This window comes from Oceanicoccus sagamiensis (assembly GCF_002117105.1).
GTDB lineage: Bacteria > Pseudomonadota > Gammaproteobacteria > Pseudomonadales > Dasaniaceae > Oceanicoccus > Oceanicoccus sagamiensis.
The window spans coordinates 2,111,121-2,132,183 of sequence record NZ_CP019343.1 but is presented as its reverse complement, the minus strand read 5'-3'; the positions used below and the strand labels follow the sequence as shown (position 1 = coordinate 2,132,183).

The following is a 21,063-nucleotide window of genomic DNA, read 5'->3' as shown; positions in this document are numbered from 1 at the left end:
GTTTATTATTAGAAGTCTCTATTATATCCCTTGCTGACTCGGATCGTCATCCGGCAACGGTGGATTATCATCCAGTGGAATTAAGGGTTGCTCATCCACGATATCCGCTATCGGTTGTAACGGCTGATCATTATCCTGCGACGGGTCATTATCATCCAACACTACGTCAAGCGCTGAGGGATCGAGACCATTATCAGCACCGCCCGTATCATCAATCACAGCACCACTGTCTAATAATGCCGTTAACGGATTATCGGCTGATGCCGCGTCATCGTCAGTATTGGGCTGCTGATCCGCAAGTTCAGCACCCGCCTGCTGAAAAACATCCAGATAATCATCAACAGCACTGTGCTGCCCTGTTGGGTCATCTTGCAACTGTAAAGTAACGCTAGATTCTTCAACGTCGGGCTCCAGCTCATCAGACTGTGCCGGTGCAAGGGGCAATAATTCCATATTGATCAACTGCGTTTTATCGACATGGTGACCACTATTGCCATGCACTGACTGTGACTGTACATGCAAATGCACTTCCGCTAATTCATTATTGCTGCCACCCAATGTAACGGTAAAAACATCGGTAACATCCTGATCAACACCACCGCCACCACCTTGCTTGATAACACCACTTTGTGTTCTGTAGTCGTAATGCAATTCACCGGTGGCAGGGTTTATCGTTAAAGTACCGTAGTGACCTTGCAAGGATGTGACACTGCCATGACCGGTGGAAATACCCCAACCGGTCATTGGTGTTGGCACACCCTGAATAACCATTGGGGGCACACCTAAAGACCCTTGAGCATTTTGATTGCCGTGGCTACCAGTAATGGTCGGCGGCACTTTCCACGTAGGTGCAACAGGTATCGGTGGACGGTCATCATTACCATATATACTGATCACCACTTCTTTTTCAGCGACGCCGCCATGACCATCATCCACCAGCAGCATCACGTTATCAGTTAATACATCAGCATGACCTAATTGATTAACAGCGGGATTGCTATTATCTAATGCGTAATGCCAGGCGCCGGTATTATCCACAGTCATGGTGCCGTAATGGGCAGCATGGGAAGGGTCGGTAGAAACCGACCAAGTGTGACCACTGGCAGTATCAACATCAGTCATTGCCATCTGTCCTGCCACGGTATTGATGGCTGCATCCTCATCAACACGCCCCGTCAAATCACTAGCTGCATTAATCACCGGCGCATCATTGATCGCGTGAACGCCAATAAAATTCATTTTTTCTGCGGAGTCGGTATGGCCGTCACTCACGGTAAATTTGTAACCGCCAATTTTGTCAAAATCCTGCGTCGGACTAAACACCAGTTTAGGAATATCCGCAGCCGCAATAGACTGGCCGGCATGTACCGCCTGACCGCCCATAGTCAGTACACCCTGCTCGGCCGTGGGTAACTCGGTGATAGTAATATGATGCAGCGAATCACCATCGACATCCGTAAAATTAAAATCAGACACTTTAAGATGATAGTCAGTATCTTCGTTAGTCGAAGCAAAACTGGGGTGGCTGATAACAGGGGCATCATTGCTACCCGTTATGGCAATAATAAGATTGGCCTGCCCCACATTGCCTGCAGCATCTTGAGTGGTATAACTCACTCTATCAACCAGTGGTGTCGAACCGGGTGACAAAGCATCAACCGCAGGGTCCGCGTTATTAAGCTGGTAGCTATAGCTGCCGTCGGCCTGCAAATGAAACACACCATAGCTGCCTGCAATATCACCCACACTGGTTACCACTGAACCGGCTTCATCGTTGCTTAACACATTACCGAGGGCTGGCTGTGTCTGGTCTTCAATAACTCTGGCCATATCGTCCTGTGTTTGGGCCTGTGTATCGAGAACAAGTTGGTTGCCAAAATTATTTTGCGTGCTGGCGGTATTACCGGCTTTATCCTGAGCCGTTGCGGAAATCGTCAGTGGGCCATCGGGCAAGGATGACAGGTCAATATCAACAAACGTAAAGTAGTGATGGTCTGGTGTTAACGTACTATTGGCAACCAATAGATTTTTAGTCAGATCCACATCAAGCACTACGCCGCCGCTACTAATCTGAAGCTGATCAACCACGCTGTCTTTGGGTAGAAAAATATCGACTTTTAAATCACCGTTGGCCTGAACACTGGAACTGTAAATACTGACATCGATTTGTGTATCCAAAGTGAAATTCAACGCGCTGGTTGCCGAGACATTGCCGGCCACATCCGTTTGCCGTGCCAACACATTATTCACACCTTCCACTGCGGTAAATGTGCTCTGCCAATGCTGACCGCCATCTGTTGAAATTTCCAAGGTGGAGCCTGTTTCAACACCGGCCACATTTAATACGCCTTTATTACTGATCAAGTCACTATGATTTGAACCACTATCAGTATTCAATGAAATCTGTGGAGCTGCCACGGTATTATCAAGGGTAAAGCTGATTGCGGTTGGGGAGGAGCTATTACCTGCAGCGTCCGTCTGCCTGACCGAAACACTATTGGTACCGGCCTGCGGTGTAAATTGCTGGCTCCAATGCGTGCCACCATCGGTAGAGTATTCTATTAACGCACCGGGCTCTTGGCCGCCAAGGGTTAATCCACCATCGCTGGTAATATGATCGCCTGCGATGCCGGTATCGTGAGTTAGCGAAACCTGTAACGGGTTAATGGTGGTATCGACACTAAAGTTTCGGTTGCCACTGCTGGCGCTACCCAAATTGCCCACACTATCTTTTGTGATAATACTGGCCTCAACCGTATACCCTGTAGCTCCACCAGTTTGGTTGAGTAATACACTCGCAGGAACGGCAATCTGATAGTGGCCCGTCGCATCCACCTGCCCACTATAGGATGCCAATGTTTGGCCATTAATGGTTAAAGAAACCGGATCACCCGAATTAAAATCACCGCTGGCTTGCCCGGTAATATCAATCGTCTGCTGACTTTCGGCAAGGTTAATAATATTGTCGGTGGTAATAGGGTCAACGGAAATAACAGGCAGCGGATTAGCGGTATCTACTAATAAGTGAGTTACGATTTCAGTGGTGGCATTGCCTGCTGCATCTATCGTACCAACAGTAATGGGGTAGTCTTTATCGGAACCTAAAATCTTTTGGTGTTCGCTGGCATTCAGGGTTAACTGCCAATGGCCATTGGCATCTACCTGTGCCCCATAAAAATTATTGCTGCCTATTTTTATATACACCTCATCACCAGGTGCTGTGTTGGATGTGGTGCCGGTAATCACCAGCGGCTGATTATTTTCTGCGGCATTTAAGGCATTGTCGGTTGAGATGGGATCAACCGTTACCGTTCCCGGTGTAGTATCCAGTGTAAAACTAAAATGGGTGGCGGCAGACTGATTGCCCGCAATATCCGTTTGACGCACAAGGAATGTGTTAGCGCCTTCAGACGCAGTAAAACCGTTAGACCAATGTTGGCCGCTGTCAGTGGAATATTCCAATCTGGCACCGGCTTCACTCTGAATCGATAAACGCGGGTCTTTGGTAATGCCATCAGCAGCGGCATTAAATGTTCTGCTGGTATCATTGCGCAAAGAAACGGTGGGGGCCGCCACTTGATTATCCAGCGTAAAGTCCAAGGTCGCTGGTGATGACATATTGCCGGCAATATCCACCTGCCTAACCGCTACGGTGTTCGCGCCTGTCACCGGTGTAAAATGGTTAGACCAGTTTTTACCACCATCGATTGAATACTCCAGCGACGCCCCACTCTCCTGACCGGTAATCGTTAAAGCACCGTCATTAGTCAGTAAATCGGTAGCGCTGCTACCAGTATCATGAGTCAGGTTGATCGCCAACGGCGCTACCTGAGTATCTACCGTAATCGACAAGGGTGATGAACTTACAGCCGCCGTAGCGGAAGGTGCGGTAGCTTGCGCGGTTAGCGGATAAACACCATCCGTTAGTTGCGCACTGACCAACTGGAATTGACCGCTGGCATTAGAGCGAGTGCTGCCCAGTAGTTGATTACCGCTATAAATATCAACCTGTGAAAAAGGGATATCAGTATGCCCACTCAATGTTGGGGTTGAAGCCTTGGTGTAATTGTCAGTCGTCGATTGCCCTGTATCACTGCCTGCCTCTAAATCTAAAGTTACAGCATTCTGTGGTGGCGTGGTTTGAATGGTCGCAGCCGTCGGTTGGGTTGAAGTCACAGAAGGAAGCGTCGGCACCTGCGCACTAATCACTGGCTGGCCACCGGTGATTGCTGGTGCGTTTACGGTAGCAGTGATATCAAAAGTTAAAAACTGTCGGGTCTCCCCGCCTTGCCCATCAGAAACACGCACTTCATAAACATCTTTGGCGCTATAGGTGCCCGTACTGGCATCATAATTCATACCGGCAACACTGCTGCCTTGCTGGTAATGATAATGACCGGATGCATCAACGGTTAGATGGCCATAATGCCCTGAAGGTTGTATGGCGTCATACTGTAACGCATCACCATCAATATCGGCACCGACTAAATCACCGGTGACTGGTGTCGTCGTGTTAATGGTTAATGTTGGCTGATCGTTGGTGCCTATCACATCAACACTAACTGTGTGGGCTGTGCCATCTTCGCTGTGAACAGTAAACGTTTCGGTGAGGGTTTCACCCTTAGCCAAATGCTGCACCGCGTTATTCTCAACCGTATATATCCAATGCCCATGCTGAGTCATTCGCAGGGTGCCCACCGAGGCAGAGCCATCCACTTTTTGCGTTAAGGTTTCTACCTGAAAGGTGTCAGCGGTATTGTCTACATCCTGACTGTGTAACAGCCCCTGACCAATTAAAAATCCTCTGTTAATATTTAGATCTTCAGTCACAGCCGTTGAACTATCACCGGTTATAGTAGCCGCATCGCCTACAGCCGCAATTTGCAGATGTGCAGTGGCAACGGCAGAGTCGGCATGACCATCATTGGTGGTGTAATTAAAATCAATATCGCCATTAATATTGGCCGCCGGTGTAAACACAAGGTCGGGAATATCTTTGGCGGCAATCTGCTGACCTGCGCTAACAGCCTGGCCGTTTAAAAATAACGCCCCGTCAGTAGCCGTTGGTAATTGCGTGATCGTAATATGTTGCAAGGTATCGCCATCATCCACATCACTAAAACCAAATTCAGCCGCGGTAAAATGATGTGACGTATCTTCTACGCCGTTAATAACTTGAGCCGTTGCCGTTGGTCGATCATGGCTGCCCACCACTTCTATATTAATGGTGTGGGCCGTACCATCTTGCGAGTGAACAAGATAACTCACTTGTTCAACCTGACCCGCCGCTAAATGTTGTAATGCACTATTCGGCACGGTGTAACCCCAAGTACCCGCATTATCAATGCGCAACTGACCACCAAAGGGATCGTGGATGGCATGCTCGCCAAACTGACTATATTGAAATCTTTGCTCACCCGCATCGGGGTCAACAATGGTTAAACTGCCACTGGCTATTTCACTATTGCCGCCGGAAGCATCTTCGGTAATAGTTTGTTTAGGGCCGGAGGTGATAATTGCCGCATCCCCCACCGCCGATAAATTCAGGGAGGCGCCTGTTTGAGTTACACCACCGTGAGCATCTTTAACATCGTAGGTAAAATTAACCTGGCCGTTGTAATCTTTTTCTGGCGTAAAGGTCAGGGTGCCATCTGTATTATGCGTTACCGAACCATGATCCACCTGCATATTGCCGATAGATAATTGATTGGCATCATTGGCATCGACATCTACGGTATTTTTTAATAGCTCTGCTACCGTTAGGGTTTGCGCGGTATCTTCTTTGCCGGACGCTAATTGCACAGCGCTAGAACAATAGGGTCTATCGTTGTCACCATGAATGGTGATAACGATATCGTGAGAGGTGCCGTCTTTAGAATAGACGGTAATGGTATCCGTGAGGGATTGACCCTCACCCAATTGATCAATGGTTGAACCTACAGAGCTAATTCGATTGCCGACATAATCACTGCTGCCCACGGTTACCATATAGTGCCAATTACCATCGGCATTTAATAACAGGTGACCATACTGCCCTGAATAGGAGGTAAAGGTGCCGCCTTTGGTATCAAAAACTGCCTCGCCCTGGTCGGCATCGGTAATATCCAACTTACCATCCACAGACAAAGCATTCTGCCCCAGTTTTGAAATACCGGGCTGGGCATAATCCGGTGACCTATCCTGATAGCTGGCTTCAGTCACCGAGCCAGTATCTACACCACTAATCACAGCTCTATCTTGTACCGCCGCCAGCGTTAAACTCGCGCTGGTCGACACACTGCCACCATGGGCATCCTGAATGTGATAATGAAACTGTACCGGGCCGTTATAGTTTTGTTCCGGTTGAAAGGTATAAGTGCCGTTATGGTTATCGACCATCGTACCAGCGACAGAGCCATCAGGCTTTAGTGCCTCTAACTGATGAACACTAAGTTGCCCTTGATCGTTATGATCAATATCGCTGGCATTGCTCAACAGGTCACTGCTGTGCAGCGTATAATCTTTATCCTCGGTTCCCGGTGTTAAGGTGGGCGCTGCTGAAACGGTTGGCGCATCATTGGTGCCGTTTATCACCACAGAAATAATATGTTCGGTGCCATCCACCGATTTGATGGTTGCATGGTCGGTAATATGTTCACCGGCACCGAGGTTTTGCACAACCGATTGGCGCTGGTCAATATAATAGGTGTAACCGCCACCACGCATTAGCAAAACATGGCCGCCTAAACTCGAGTCATAACCAATGCCCTGATAAGTTTGCGGACCGATATTGGGGTCGAACTGTGCTTCACCGGCATCGGGATCGCTAATGGTTAAGCGACCGTGGTACTCCAACTGGTAATGGGTATTGATATAACCACGGTCTTCGGTAATAGAAATTTTTGTCGCATCAGTTTGTGCGTCAGCAATAATGGCTTTGTCATTGGCGCCGGTAATATCCACGGCAATTTTTTGCGGTACCGCAATACCGGAACCATCCGTTGCCGTCACCCAAAAGAAATCCTGTCGTTGCTCCCCTGCTGCCATTTGACTGGCTGCACTGCCGGCGGCATTATCCAATTGATAAGTCCACTGACCTTGCTGATCCATGGTTAAGCTGCCATAAATTCCCTGAGACTGAGCAACATGCCAATGCAAACTATCACCGGTGTCGGCATCGGTGGCCACTAACTGACCACTGGCGGTATCCACACCGACAGTATTGCTGCCCGCTTCAATCACTGCACCATTAACAACGCCAGCAATAACCGGCAGGTCATTGGTGCCCGTAATCACCGTTTTTAGCGTGGCGGTATTATCATTGCCTGCGGCATCGGTGATGGTATATTGCGCGTGGTCCTCAAGCTTGGCACCTTCAGCCAGACTCTGAACTTTGCTGTTATCCAATTCATAGGTGTAGGAACCATCACTATGGAAATGGTAGGTGCCATAAAGGCCGGCAATATCGCCTGAGCTTGTTAGGCTGGCACCCTGTTCATCATTATTTAAAACATTGCCCGAAGTGGCCGCAGGCCCCTGATCTTCCGTCGCTGTACTTTTGTCATCCACGGCATTGGCGACGGTATCTTTTTCCATACTGTCGGTTTGATCAAAAGGGTTACCGGCTCGATCCTGCCCTTTTAATTCTATCGTTAAGGTGCCGTCTTGCAGGGGCGATAAATCAGTGATCAGATGAAAACGACCACTGGCATCGACTTTAAAACTATTCGGCGCCAGCGTAATACTATTAGTCCCGTCAGTAACCACCAAACTGTCAATACTGGAACCGGCTTCAACTTTTCCCATCACCACTGAAGACTTTGCTTCTGCGGCATTAAGCACATCGTCCTTATCGCCAACATTGCCATCGTGTAAGGCTATACGCGCAGTTGTTACCGAGTCTTTATCAATAGCCGCCGTAGCCGTTGCGGTATTGCCCGCAGCATCACGGCTATAACTTAAGACATTAATTTTGCCATCGGCCAAGGTGCCGGCATCAATGGGAAATTGCCAGTGGCCATTGCCATCAATCACAATTAACGATGGGCTGATATTAAAGGCTTTGCCTTGGGAATCGACCACCTGTAATTGCTCAAGGCTTGCACCGGGTTCAATATCCCCGGAAATAATTGTGCGGCTTGCTTCGGCCGCATTAATAACACCATCGCCACCCGCATCAGTGATGGCAACCGTTGCTGTGGTTTGGGTATCGACGGCATAACTATGATCGGCAGTGGCGGTGGCAAGATTGCCCGCCTTGTCGCTAGTGGTAACCTCAGCCACAATATGACTATCAGCTTTCAGTGCTGCTCCATCCACAGCAATACTATAAACACTACCCTTAACAACTCCGGTAAACGACTGGCCGTTAACGCTTAACGTGACAATATCGCCATCGACAACATCACCACCGGTGCTGCCGCGCACCATAACCTGGCTACCGGACTCTGCCGCATTAATAATATTGTCAGGGGTAACGGGGGCAACGGTGACCGTAGCGCTGGCAAGCGTATCTTTGGCCATGGTATTGCTTTGGTCAAAAGGATTACCGGCGCTATCGTGGCCTTTGAGTTCAACGCTTAGCTGGCCATCCTGTAAAGTGGAAAGATCCGTTGTGATCTGAAACTTACCCGTCACCGGGTCCAGTTGATAAGCTCCCGTTGGAATGGTGATCGTCTGCTGGCCATCCGTTACTGTCAGGCTATCAATCGTGCTGCCTACTTCGACTTGGCCAAGTACACCAACACTGCCGGCTTCAGTTGCGCTAATCACCTGATCACCGCTGGACTCCTGCAAAGCGACTGTCGCTGTAGCCTGAGTATCGACACTGTAGCTGTGATCCAACATCGCGGTTTTCTGGTTACCCGCAGCATCCGTGGAAGTCACTGTGGCGATAATATGCTGGTCGGCGGTTAAGGCTATTCCATCAACGGCAATCTGGTACTGACCTCCCTGAGCGGTACCGGTAAATTGTTTACCATTCACTGTCAGAGTAATCACATCCCCATCAACGACATCACCACCCACACTGCCACTGACCATCACCGGGCCACCGGACTCTGCTGCGTTGATAATATTATCGGAGGTAACGGGTGCAACACTGATACTGGCCTCGGCATGAGTATCAATGGTTACCGCCAACCCGGAAGAACTCACCTGCGTCGTTGCTGAAGGCGCTGTTGCCTGTGCCGTTAACTGATGTGACTGGGATGATTCTGCCAGAGCTTGGGTGGTGACACTGTAATGGCCCTGGCCATCAGAGGTAGTCGTCGCAACCACTTTACCTGCATCAATAATTTCAACGACTGAAAAAGCAATGGCCGTTTGCCCGGTGAGGGTTGGTGTTTGCTGGTTAGTTAGATTATCCGTTGAGGAACGACCACTATCACTACTGGCCACCAAATCGATAGTTACAGAATTACTCGGTGTCGTTGGAGCATTACCGGTGGTTAAGGGCGCGGTAGTAGCAACCACTGGATGGGTTGCCACCATCGGTGTAATCACCGGCGTTAGCGGATGGGTACTATTTGGCGCACTCACCGTCGCCGTTGCTGCAAAACTAATAAATTGCGTGGCTTCACCACCCTGCGGGTCAGTGACTTTAACTTCAAAGGTATCTGTCCCGCGATAAACGCCTGTGGTTTTATCCAAAAACATACCTGCAACGCTGGGATTTTGGGTATAACTATAACGCCCAGTATCAGGGTCAACCATCAAACTGCCAAACTGGCCGGCAGCTGCGGTGACGGAAAAACGATGCGTATCGAGAGTATCGATATCCGTTACTTCCAATTGGCCTGTAGTATAAGTGCCAGGGTTAACCGCCAGCGTCGGTTTATCGTTTGTGCCGGTAACGGTAATTTGTAATAGCTGTGTATCCGTCGCACCTTGTTGATCGGTGACAGTGACCGGAATAGAAAGCAACTGCGTCTCACCCGCCGCTAAATGCTGGTAGGCCGCCGAGGAAGGATTAAACTGATAACTACCATCCGGGTTTAAGCGAAAACCTTCGATATTACTTGCTGTGGAAAAACTGCAATGGTCACCATGGTCGACATCGGTAGCGGTTATTTTGCCATTAAGCAACGCACCATCTTCAAAGGTTTGCTGTTGGTGTATTTGATCAATGGTTGGCGCATCGTTATGTCCCTGCACCGTTATTTGTATATCCTGGGTTAAACCTTCTGGTGTGACGATATGAAAAACTTCGGTAACGGTTTCCCCTGTCGCAAGATGATCAGTGGCAGGCAGTTTATTATCCAACTGGTATTGCCAGTTGCCATTCTTATCAATAGAAAAACGGCCATAGTTGCCCTGATCAACTTCAGCAACAAACTGGCCGGTGCCACCTAACTCGGTCATTTTCCCGCTAGCCAGCTGGCCCACTTTATTATCTTCGACCACCAAACCCGCATGGTCGCCGCGCAAATAGATTTCCGGTGGCTGCTGGCTACCAGACGTGGTTTGCTGAGCCGGTTCTACAATGGCGCCAACAGCGGGTTGATTAACCCCCATACCCGGCGGCGTTACCGCATCGGGAATAGTGTTAGTGGTATCCGTGGTTAAGGTTGAAGGCGTAACGACATGCGATGAAGGACTGGGAATAGAAACGGAGTTGGTGCTTGCGGCACTTTCATCAGGAATAACCGCTGCTTCAGACTCAACCGTTTTATTGTCCGCAGCTTCACTGGCTTCTTCGACAGCAGCCATTGATTGTTTAGCAGAATCCTGCACCGAGTTCTCAGACGGCAAATCTGCAATAGAAAAATCATTACCCGCAGCGCGGCCTATCACCGACTCATCATAAGCCTGACCACCTTCATCAAGTTTACGATTCTCAACAGCAGATTTAAGTTTTTTCGACTTGCCTTTTTTATCTTGCTGTTTATCGGTGGTATTTTTTCCAGGTGGTGTTTTATCTTTGCGATCGCTCATCGACGACGTCCTGATTTTTTAGGGTTTAACGCTCCGACAAGGCTGTGTCGACAGTGGTATAAACCGGTTTTAACAAATATTGGAAAATGGTTTTTTGGCCTGTAGTGATATCCGCCTCGGCGGTCATGCCGACTTTGATACGCCGGCCTTTGGCTTCGTCACCCACAAATTCACTTTGCGGTTTAATCGTGGCTTTAAAATAAGCCTGACCGTTTTGTGGATCTTTAAAGGTACTGGGAGAAACTCTTGCCACCTCACCTTTAATGGCACCAAAGCGGGAATAGTCGTAAGCGTCCACTTTAACTAACACTTGCTGACCGACTTTGATAAAGCCAATATCTCGTGGTGACACCCTGACCTCTACATCGAGTGGTTGATCGCTAGGTACTAACTCTGCAACCACGCCACCGGGTTGAATCACTGCACCAACATTGGCATTGGGTAATGCTTTAATAACACCGGCAATGGGTGCAACCAAAGCGTTTTGACCTAAAGCGGTATGCGCTTGAATTAACTCCTGCTCGACTTCCTGTAATTTTTCTACCAATTCAGAACGGCGAGTGCGGTGATCGGTATTGGTTTTAAGTGTTTCGCTCTCACCTTCTTTAGCCAAGGCCGATAAACTTTCAACCAATGACTTTTTACGCCCGGTTAATTCTTCCTGAATACGTTTTAATTCAGAAAGTCGCTCTTTCTTTTCCAGTAATTCACGCTTTGAACTAACGCCTTTATCAGCAGCACTTTGAAAAATATCAACTTCGCGCTGAATAACAGAAACCTGCTCTGACGATAATTTTAACTGACTCTCTAAACTATTCAGTTCGGCTTTTTTTGCATTGATACGGTCATCTATCTGGCCCAGCTTGGCTGCTAATAAAGATTTTTCACTATCGTATAAACGCTGCTGCTGATCGGCCAAGCCTGGATATTGCTTGCCATCGGCAGCAAACTCAGGTGCGCGATCGTGTACCAAGGCACTTAAACGCTCAATCCTTAACATATAATCGGCGCGCTGGACCTCAAGCTGCTTAACATCGGCTTCACTAACGGTTTGATCTAGACTTGCAATGGACTGCCCCTTCTCAACCACATCACCTTCACTGACATAGACCTGAAGTAACTTGCCGCCACTAAGGCTTTGCACCACTTGAATATCACCCCCTTGAGGAATAATTTCACCACGGGTTTTTGCAACCTCGGGGACTTTCGCCACACTGGCCCAAAAACCTAATAGCGCTACAAAAATAGCTACCGCCAATAAGGCCCTACCAATATAACGATCTTCATTGGTATCGGGAAAAGCACGCAATATAAAGTTATTATCCATTGTCTCGCCTGTTGTTTTCCAGAGTGTTGTTATATATTCCAGTGCGTTGCCTGCACCATCTTACTTTCATCATTACCGCAGGGGTAACCTAGTCTACGTGCATTGCTGTCCGGTAAAAATACTCTAGCTAAGGCCACGCCCGTAGGGTGGATTATAATCCACCAATCCAACCCAGAGCCCTAATGACTGGTGGATTATAATCCACCCTACGGGCGTAGCCTTATTTTAAGCAGTTGCCCCGGGCAGCAATACGCCTTCGCGGGAACGACGGTGTTTATGATTCCGGGGGTTCCTCGGCCAATGTTGCCACTTGGGCTACAGCGCCTTTATCCATAATCACAGCAATATCTGCCATCAGCATTAGTTCATTATTATGCGTGGCATAAATAATAGTGGTGCCTGCTGGCGGCTCTGTTAGCAACTGACGATAACTATCTGCAATCATTTTAGGTGCAGCACTTAAAATATCGTCGAGTATTAATACTTTGGGCTTGCGTAATAAAACACGCGCCAAGCTCAATGCCTCTGCAACAGCATCGGAGATGATTAGATTACCCTCCTCTAACACCACTGCATCCAAACTATCGAAGCAATCAGCAACCCCTACTTGTTTCAAGGCATCCAGCATCGCCTCTTCGCTAGCCATCGGTGCAACAGCATTGAAGTTGGCTCTCACCGTACCGCTAATTAAATCAGGTGAACCGCTGACATAACCAATCACTGAACGGTAATCCACATGTTTAAATTGGCGAATATCATGCCCATCAATACGAATACTGCCCGACTGCGGATGTAATAAACCAGCAACACAAGCCAAGGTAGTGGACTTACCCGAACCGTTAGGGCCAACCACAGCCACTTTCTGCCCGGCTTCGCAGTTAAAACTCACACTGCTTAATGCCGCATCACGATCAGCACTAAAACGATAAAATAAATTATTGATTTCTAAAGCCGGAGAAAAATCTACTAACTGCGCCAACTTCTGCTCATGGGCTTGCTCATAGGGCGCCGCCATAATCGCATTCATCTGGCTAATCGACTGTTGCAATTGTTTAAATCTGGACGCTGAGAAAAATGCGGTTTGCAGTGGGCCGGTGACTCGCCAGATCAACATCATGCTGGCAATAAGGCCACCAGTCGTTAATGCGCCGGTCATCACCATAAAAATACCGGTCATTAAGGTTGCCAGAGCAATCGCCATATTGAGAAAACGCCCTACTGCCTGTTGCGAAGCCGAAACCATGGTGTAACTAAAGTTGGAGCGGGCCGCTCTTACCGACTCATCGGCAAATTGTTTTAACCAGTGACTACCGGTGCCCGACTCACGTAAATCTTCCAGACCATCGATAGCCTGACGCAATTGCTGCTGACGACGCTGGCTGAATTTTGCAGAGTTACGCGATGCTACCGCCAAACTATTATTAAAATGCCAACTTAATAAGGCATAAATACCAGCACCGATGACTGGTACCGCCACCAACCACCCGCCCAATAGGGCAATAGCGATAAGTGCAACCACAATAAAAGGCAGATCAAACAAACTGGCAGCCATGGTGCCACCAAAAAACTCACGCACCCGCTCAACATCACGAACACGAGTAATATGCTGGACAGGGCTTACCCGCTGCAACCAATCCGCAGGCGAATAAATCAGTTTTTGAAAAATGGAACGCCCCGCTTGAAAACTTAAACCGGCAGCAATGCGACTTAACATTTGTGAGCGCATTCGGTTGGCCACTAACAAACCACCTAACGCTAAAATGGCACCACTGCCTACAGCAACTAACCCTGAAATAGAACCAGAAGGAATGAGAAAGTCATAAACCGACATAGTAAATAAAGGCAGTACCAAGCCCAGCAAGGCATTAAATAAACTGAGAATTAATACACCTAATAAAGGACCGGTAAATTGCTGCAATAATTCTTTAAACCATTGGCCCGGTGCTGCGGCTTTGACGGGTATGGGTTGCATTTCAAGCCACTGCAACGGCTTATTAATATCATTTTCTATCTGTTCGTTGCCGGCCTGATCAATAACAACAATACCATCCAAACCCGCACTTTTTAGCACCACGATGGTTTCGTCTGCCGTACCCGGCGCAGTAATTGCCAGCGTTGGATAATCGCAATCGGGAATATGCGCCAGAATGCCGCGCTTGAGTTTAGTGCTATAACCTAGCTTACTTAGAATCTCACGGCACTGCGTTAAATCTAACGGATCACCTTGTTCCGGCAGATAGGCAGCCAACTCCGGTAGAGAACCAGACCACTCCAAAGCCGTTAACAAATTGCCTAAAGCATAGCGCCAGGGGCAAGGCGCTTCAGCCGTTGCCGTTAGCAGCCCGCTAAAATCCCGGCTAAAGAAATCATTATCGGTAATAGCGTGACTCATGATTGCTCACCCCGCTTTACCGCACACAGTGGAATATCTGCCAGCTCCTGAGAATTACTCACCACCAAACAACTGAGTTTCCCCTGCAAATTATTTAATACCACAGCCAACTGTTTTTGCGCCGCTATATCCAAACCGGCATCAGCACAATCCAATAATAAAATATTGGGCTCACTGGTTAATGCACGCACCAGAGCAATCAATTGCGCGGTACCGGTATCAACCCCTGCCCCAATACCTTGAGCCAATTGTGTGTGATAACCCTGCGGCAATTGAATAAGACGCTGATGCAAACCCAACTGCTCTGCCCATTGATAGGCTAAAGATTCTCGGCTGCTATTAAATAAGGTCAGGTTATCCAATACACTGCCCTGAAATAATCGGCTGCGCCGGGACACTAACGCTATATGAATTTGTGCGGCATCACTGGCGCCATCAAAAACTCGCTCACCACTAATACCCTCTCTATCACCACCAACTCTTAACCAGGCCATCACCGCGGACCAATTAATGCTGGCGTCCGGTTCTAATCTGGCTAATTTACCGGCAGCCAGATCAAAGGATAAGTTTTGTGCCAGTCCGGGTAATGTAACTTGCTGACAAGAGACACCGACCAAAGCCTCCGTCTTTGTATCCGTTACAGCAATCTCACTATCACCAAAACTTAATAATGACTGCGCTTTGTCAAAAGCTTGCTGGCTGGATTGATGGCGACCCCAAAATGAAAACAAAGCCCCGACCGGTGCCATACACCGACCTGCCAACAAGGTGCAAGCTGCCAACGCACCGCTGGACATATCACCGCTAATCACTAAATGGGCGCTAAACATCACCACAATCACCGTTGTAGCCTGAGAGAAAACCGAGGTCAGTAGCTGTATTTGCATGAGGCGCTCATCCAACTGCGCCTGATCACTGGCCAACTCCCGCTGGCTGGTTTCAAAGCGGCTGGCTATCACCCCCTCCAACGCCAGGCCTTTATAAGGCAGGATACGGCTAAAAACTTGCCGCAATAAATAACTGCGCCGCTCATTGCGTGCCTTTACTCGATCAGCATGCACAGACGCTTCACGCCCCAGCCAATAAACCACCATAAAGGCCAGCGCAAGCATCGTTATAGGAATCAACACCACCGCGCCGCCAACATAGGCAATCAGTATCAAAAACAACAGAATAAAGGGGGCATCATAAAGGGCGAGTAAGGCCTGCCCGGAATGGTATTCACGCAGCTGCTTCAGGGCATTAAAGCCTTCTTCAATTTGGGTATGTCCGAGCCCTTTGAGCTCCGCATCGGGGACGGATAATAATTGCTGCATAGCCTCCACAGAAGACTGAGCATCAAACTTCATCCCGGCGCGATTGACCATCCAGGAACGGCCATAACGCAGGCCCGCCTCCAACAACATCGCAGTAAGCACACCCAAACCCAGCACCCAGGCGGTACCAACCCCCTGATTGGGCAAAATACGATCGTACACTTGTAAGAGAGCGATGGGCAGGGCGAGTGACAGCAGCGTTACTGCCAGTGAAATTAGCAGCAAACGGGACTGCATGCCGTTCTTTATTGGATCTAATCCCATACAGTAACCTTGATTGACTTACAGTTGACTGACTATCTGAGCAAAGACCTGTTAATACCAGTAGCGCCCTAATAGATAGAAGCACTATGAACAAGTGGGTAAATAAGCTGCTACTTTAAATAAAACTGCCTGTCTTGGCCACTAATTTAATATCAGGGCAAAGGTAAAACCTAATAACAAACAATCACTTAGGAATACAGGATTAGCATTAGGCCATCCATGGAAGTAAACAAGCCGACCCAATCGTCGGCTTGACGAAGTGGTTATTAATCGCAGTTGGCTTCCGTAGTTGCCGGCTTAAAGGTATTGAGACCCAATATCCACCAGATAAAGCAACGAGAGAAGATCCCGTTAAGCACCAGCATCACTGAAATAATTACCACAAACCAGTCGATAGCGTTCATCGTGGTCTGTGTATAGGCCCAAAATAACAAACCCAAACCAAACACCAACCTAATGACTCGTTCAATATTGCCTAAATTCCGCTCTAACATGTTTCCACCATTTTTATATTTGAATGACATAGCGAGTACTTCGCTGTGTAAGTAGATATATATGCCCTTGGCCGTCATATTGCAATGATTAAACGCATAAATCCGGGGCAACTGAGCCCTATTTTGCCCATCACTAGCATGACCCTGTTCAAACCAACTCTGTTTGCCCTCGCATCGGCGCCTATATCAAAGGCGCTTGCTCTATCAGCAGCTTAAGCTCCGCCAGGGAAATGTACCAACATCAATAGTCGGATGGAGCAGGGCCGCATTGAAGTTGAAGACTGCATTCTTACTGGTTCCGGTGAAATCAGCGGCGATGTTATTTTAAATGCCGGTGCGTCGGTTACCCGGGCAACTCTCCTGACACTCTGCACTTTACTAATGATGCGTGCTTTGATGAGGACTCGTTAACCACCTTTGAAATTACTGGCACCGAGCAAGGTGAGTTTAACCAGATTGTGGTCGACGGTCTATTTGATTTTGATGGCGTATTGAATGTTCTTTTGAACAGGGTTTTACCATCGATATTCTCAGCGAATTCACTATCTTCGATTTTATTCTGCTAAGTTTTTTATGGCCCTGCCGAATTTACTCCGTGGAACTTTGGCGATAGCAGAATAGCTCTGAATATTAACGGCGGCTTTGAAGTATCACAGGTGCCCGTGCCAGCAGCGGTCTGGTTATTAGGCCCTGCCCTGTCAGGCTTGGCTGGCATCAAAAGAAGACGCCGCTAATTACGGATAACGGCCAGACCTTTCGCCTCTGCCAGTTAGTAAAGGTAAAAGGTTGGCCGACAATACCGTACCTGCCAAAATCGCCAAACAGGCCGCACCGGTCTTTAAAGTCAATGCTTCACCCAGCAATACCACTCCCCAAGAAACACCAAACATTGGCACAATCAAAGTTACTGTTGCGGTTTTAGAAACCCCCACCTCAGTAATCAAGCGGTAATAAATAACAAAAGCCACCCCGGTACACAGTACTGCCAAAGCAAGAGCATATAGCCAGCTTTGGGCCGAAGGCATTTGGGCAGGCCAATAAATCACCGTTAGAGGCAGCATGGCAATAGCAGCGCAGACCATACTTGACGTAGTCAGCGACAAGGGATCCATACCCTGTAGGCGCTGCTTGATATAACAGCTTGATGCCACATAAGAAACCGATGCGATAAGACCGGCCATTACTGCCAGCAATACGGTTTTATCCTGCCAGGCCCCGATACTATCGACCAATAAACAAACCCCTAAAAAACCAATAAACAGCCCCGCCACTCTGGCAAAGCTCAAACTTTCTTTTAACCAGAGATAGCCTGCAATAGCGGCAAAGATAGACACCGTCGCATTAATTACCGACGTGACCCCCGCGGTTAAATGCAAGGTCGCATAGGCAAATAAAGAAAAGGGCAAGGCTGAATTAAGCACGCCGACAATAAACATCTGCCCGTTAAATTGCAGCTTTTCACCGGCTGATTTTTTCCAATAAAAAAACAACCATAAAACCAGCGCCGCCAAGCCAACACGAATACCAATCAAGGGCACTGGGCCAAACTCAGGAGCGGCTACTTTCATAAATAAAAAGGAAGACCCCCATATAGCCCCAAGGACCATCAGTGCGATAGCGTTGCTTAATGTCATGGTGTTTCCAGATAGTGAAAATTAGCCGAAGGGGATAAAAGCCCAATTGCAGGCGGTGCAGCCCCACTCACCGAACAAACAATAAGCAATGGAGTTTCTAGCCATCCTATATAAGACACTTCCAGGCAGCAAAACCCCACCTGGCCAGGGAAATAATCTCCGAGACCTTGGCTGCTATCCCATAACTGCATTACAGAGCTGGGATTGACCCCTTAAACTTTTCCTCAAAATGCCCTACAATCAGCATTAATGCAATGACTCAGCGAATGGAATAGCTCAAATAGGGAATAAGCACTGAATGCACAATAAGCTACAAGCCAAATTACTACTGGATTCCACCCTGGAAAATCTGGATAACTATAAACTTAGCCCGCAGCCTGATAACTATCGCCTGTGGTTTGAGTATGCTGCCGGATCTATTGACCAACTCAATAACGATATCGACACCATGATCACCCAACAGAAGGCGATCACCGAAGCCGTCTGCCAGAAATTATTTATCCAGCATATTGCCAGCCATGATCAACGGGATATCGATGATACCCGTATTGCTATTGGCGATATGTTAAATGTAATGGTTGATCACTTAAAGGATTGGGATAGCTCTTCCAATCAATTTAGCGACAAGCTAAGTGAGTGTATTAGAAAACTGGATAACGACCCCAGTATTGGTGAAGTCAAAGAGATTGTTGCTACGGTAACGGACCAGGCTAAACAAGCCCGCAATGCCAATCAAAATATTCAAACCACTTTGCATAATTTGTCAGATGAGATTTTAACCCTGCGACAAGACGTCGACCGACTGGGCAATGATGCACTAACCGATTCGCTAACGCAGATAATGAATCGCCGAGGCTATGATGCCGCATTAAAAAATGCTACTGAAAAATCGTTAGCTGAAGGCACCACCTGCTCATTGGTGGTTTTGGATATTGATGACTTTAAACGTGTTAATGATGATTTCGGGCATCAGGTAGGCGATAAAATTTTAAAATTTATAGCGTCGACACTGGGCAAAAATGTTAGAGGCAATGATATTTTAGCCCGTTACGGCGGCGAAGAATTTGCGATCATTTTACCCGACACGAATTTTGAAGGCGCCATGCGTGTGGCGGAAAACTTACGCAAGGCGGTAGCTGCCCGGCAGCTAACCACCGGGTCTAATGGCAAAGTGATAGGCCGGATTACAGCCTCGATCGGTGTTTCCTGTTTCCGTCAGGGCGAAGAGCTGGATGATTTTTTTGATCGGGTTGATAAGTTAATGTATCAAGCCAAACAAAAAGGAAAAGATCAGGTGATTGGCGAATCCGTATAAAAAAACCAGCTGCTAAAGCTGGTTTTTTTATGCCTAACCGTAGGGTGGATTGCAATCCACCACCCATACAGCAAACGGTGGATTGTAATCCACCCTACAAATCAGTCGAAGGTGTGACGTAATACGATAGTCTCTACACGGTCAGGGCCGGTTGAGATAATATCAATCGGCGCACCGACTAGCTCTTCAAGACGCTTGATATAAGCACGAGCTGCCTCAGGAATTTCTTCCAACGTCTTAGCGCCTAAAGTCGATTCACTCCAACCAGGCAGCTCTTCATAGACGGGCACTAAACGCTCATAGTCATCTGCATCAACGGGCATCGGTGCCGCATTACCTTCAGCATCCTGATAAGAAGTACACACCTTAATCGTTTCCAAACCATCCAGTACATCCAGCTTGGTTAAACAAATACCAGAAATACTATTGATACGAACCGCCTGACGCAATGCTACCGCATCAAACCAACCACAGCGGCGAGGGCGACCTGTAGTCGCACCAAATTCATGGCCTTTCTCAGCCAGATGTGCACCTACATCATCAAATAATTCTGTTGGGAATGGGCCAGAACCAACACGCGTGGTGTAAGCCTTGGTAATCCCTAAAACATAATCCAGATATAAAGGACCAAAACCACTGCCGGTTGCTGTACCACCAGCCGTTGTATTGGAAGAAGTTACAAAAGGATAAGTACCGTGATCGATATCCAGTAATGAGCCCTGCGCACCTTCAAATAAGATATTTTTACCGGCCTCGCGGGAGTCATGCAAAATACCGGTGACATCAGCAATCATCGGCTTTAACTGCTTAGCCATTTCCATCGCTTCGTCATACACTTTTTGATAGTCGACAGCATCGGTTTTGTAGTATTGCGTCAGCTGGAAGTTATGTAACTCCATCACTTCTTTTAATTTGCTGGCAAAACGCTCTGGGTGTAATAGATCGCCTAAACGTACACCACGGCGGGCGACTTTATCTTCATAGGCGGGACCGATACCACGACCAGTAGTACCAATCTTGGCTTCACCACGCGCTAATTCGCGAGCCTGATCCAGTGCAATATGGTAATCAAGAATTAATGGACAGGCCGGGCTTAAACGTAAGCGCTCACGAACGGGAACGCCTTTTTCTTCCAGCTCACCAATTTCTTTTAGCAAGGCTTCAGGGCATAGCACCACGCCATTACCAATCAAGCATTGCACTTCATCGCGCAACACACCGGAAGGAATAAGGTGTAAAACCGTTTTTTCACCATTGATAACCAGGGTGTGCCCGGCGTTATGGCCGCCTTGAAAGCGCGCTACCAGATCAGCTTGATCAGTCAACAAATCAACGATCTTACCTTTACCTTCATCACCCCACTGGGTGCCAAGAATAACTACATTTTTACTCATTACTTTACTCTGA

At 47.9% G+C, this 21,063-nt stretch carries 9 protein-coding genes; 2 read left to right on the top strand and 7 right to left on the bottom strand.

All coding sequences use genetic code 11. The features are described 5' to 3' along the window. Positions 1-21: 21 nt before the first annotated feature. From BST96_RS09690 to BST96_RS09670, 5 genes are all read right to left on the bottom strand, one after another. Positions 22-10,914 (bottom strand): VCBS domain-containing protein, encoded by a 10,893-nt coding sequence (locus tag BST96_RS09690; protein ID WP_085758516.1) that lies wholly within the window; start codon positions 10,912-10,914, stop codon positions 22-24. Positions 10,915-10,939: 25 nt separating this feature from the next. Then, on the bottom strand, positions 10,940-12,241 hold the full coding sequence (locus BST96_RS09685; protein WP_085758515.1) for an HlyD family type I secretion periplasmic adaptor subunit: 1,302 nt from the start codon (positions 12,239-12,241) through the stop codon (positions 10,940-10,942). 274 nt (positions 12,242-12,515) lie between these two features. After that, positions 12,516-14,633, bottom strand: a complete 2,118-nt coding sequence (locus tag BST96_RS09680; RefSeq protein ID WP_085758514.1) for a peptidase domain-containing ABC transporter — start codon at positions 14,631-14,633, stop codon at positions 12,516-12,518. Beyond that, entirely contained in the window at positions 14,630-16,213 is a 1,584-nt protein-coding gene (locus BST96_RS09675; RefSeq protein ID WP_085758513.1) for an ABC transporter transmembrane domain-containing protein, read from the bottom strand. Before BST96_RS09675 ends, BST96_RS09680 begins: the two co-directional genes overlap by 4 nt. Before the next feature lie 266 nt (positions 16,214-16,479). Next, positions 16,480-16,707, bottom strand: a complete 228-nt coding sequence (locus BST96_RS09670) for a YgaP family membrane protein (protein ID WP_169713959.1) — start codon at positions 16,705-16,707, stop codon at positions 16,480-16,482. A gap of 656 nt (positions 16,708-17,363) precedes the next feature. Here BST96_RS09670 and BST96_RS21470 point away from each other — a divergent pair. Next, entirely contained in the window at positions 17,364-17,441 is a 78-nt protein-coding gene (locus BST96_RS21470; RefSeq protein WP_420814631.1) for a VPLPA-CTERM sorting domain-containing protein, read from the top strand. On the opposite strand, the gene BST96_RS09660 is transcribed toward BST96_RS21470, so the two are convergent. After that, the gene (locus tag BST96_RS09660) at positions 17,442-18,341 is read right to left on the bottom strand and encodes a DMT family transporter (protein WP_085758511.1); all 900 of its coding nucleotides are present in this window, start codon (positions 18,339-18,341) and stop codon (positions 17,442-17,444) included. 298 nt (positions 18,342-18,639) lie between these two features. Here BST96_RS09660 and BST96_RS09655 point away from each other — a divergent pair, with 298 nt between their 5' ends. Continuing rightward, positions 18,640-19,656, top strand: a complete 1,017-nt coding sequence (locus BST96_RS09655) for a GGDEF domain-containing protein (protein ID WP_085758510.1) — start codon at positions 18,640-18,642, stop codon at positions 19,654-19,656. Between the two features lie 101 nt (positions 19,657-19,757). Here the strand turns inward: BST96_RS09655 and BST96_RS09650 are convergent, their stop codons facing one another. After that, positions 19,758-21,050: an adenylosuccinate synthase gene (locus BST96_RS09650; protein ID WP_085758509.1), complete on the bottom strand. Its 1,293-nt coding sequence runs from the start codon at positions 21,048-21,050 to the stop codon at positions 19,758-19,760. Between the last annotated feature and the right edge of the window lie 13 nt (positions 21,051-21,063).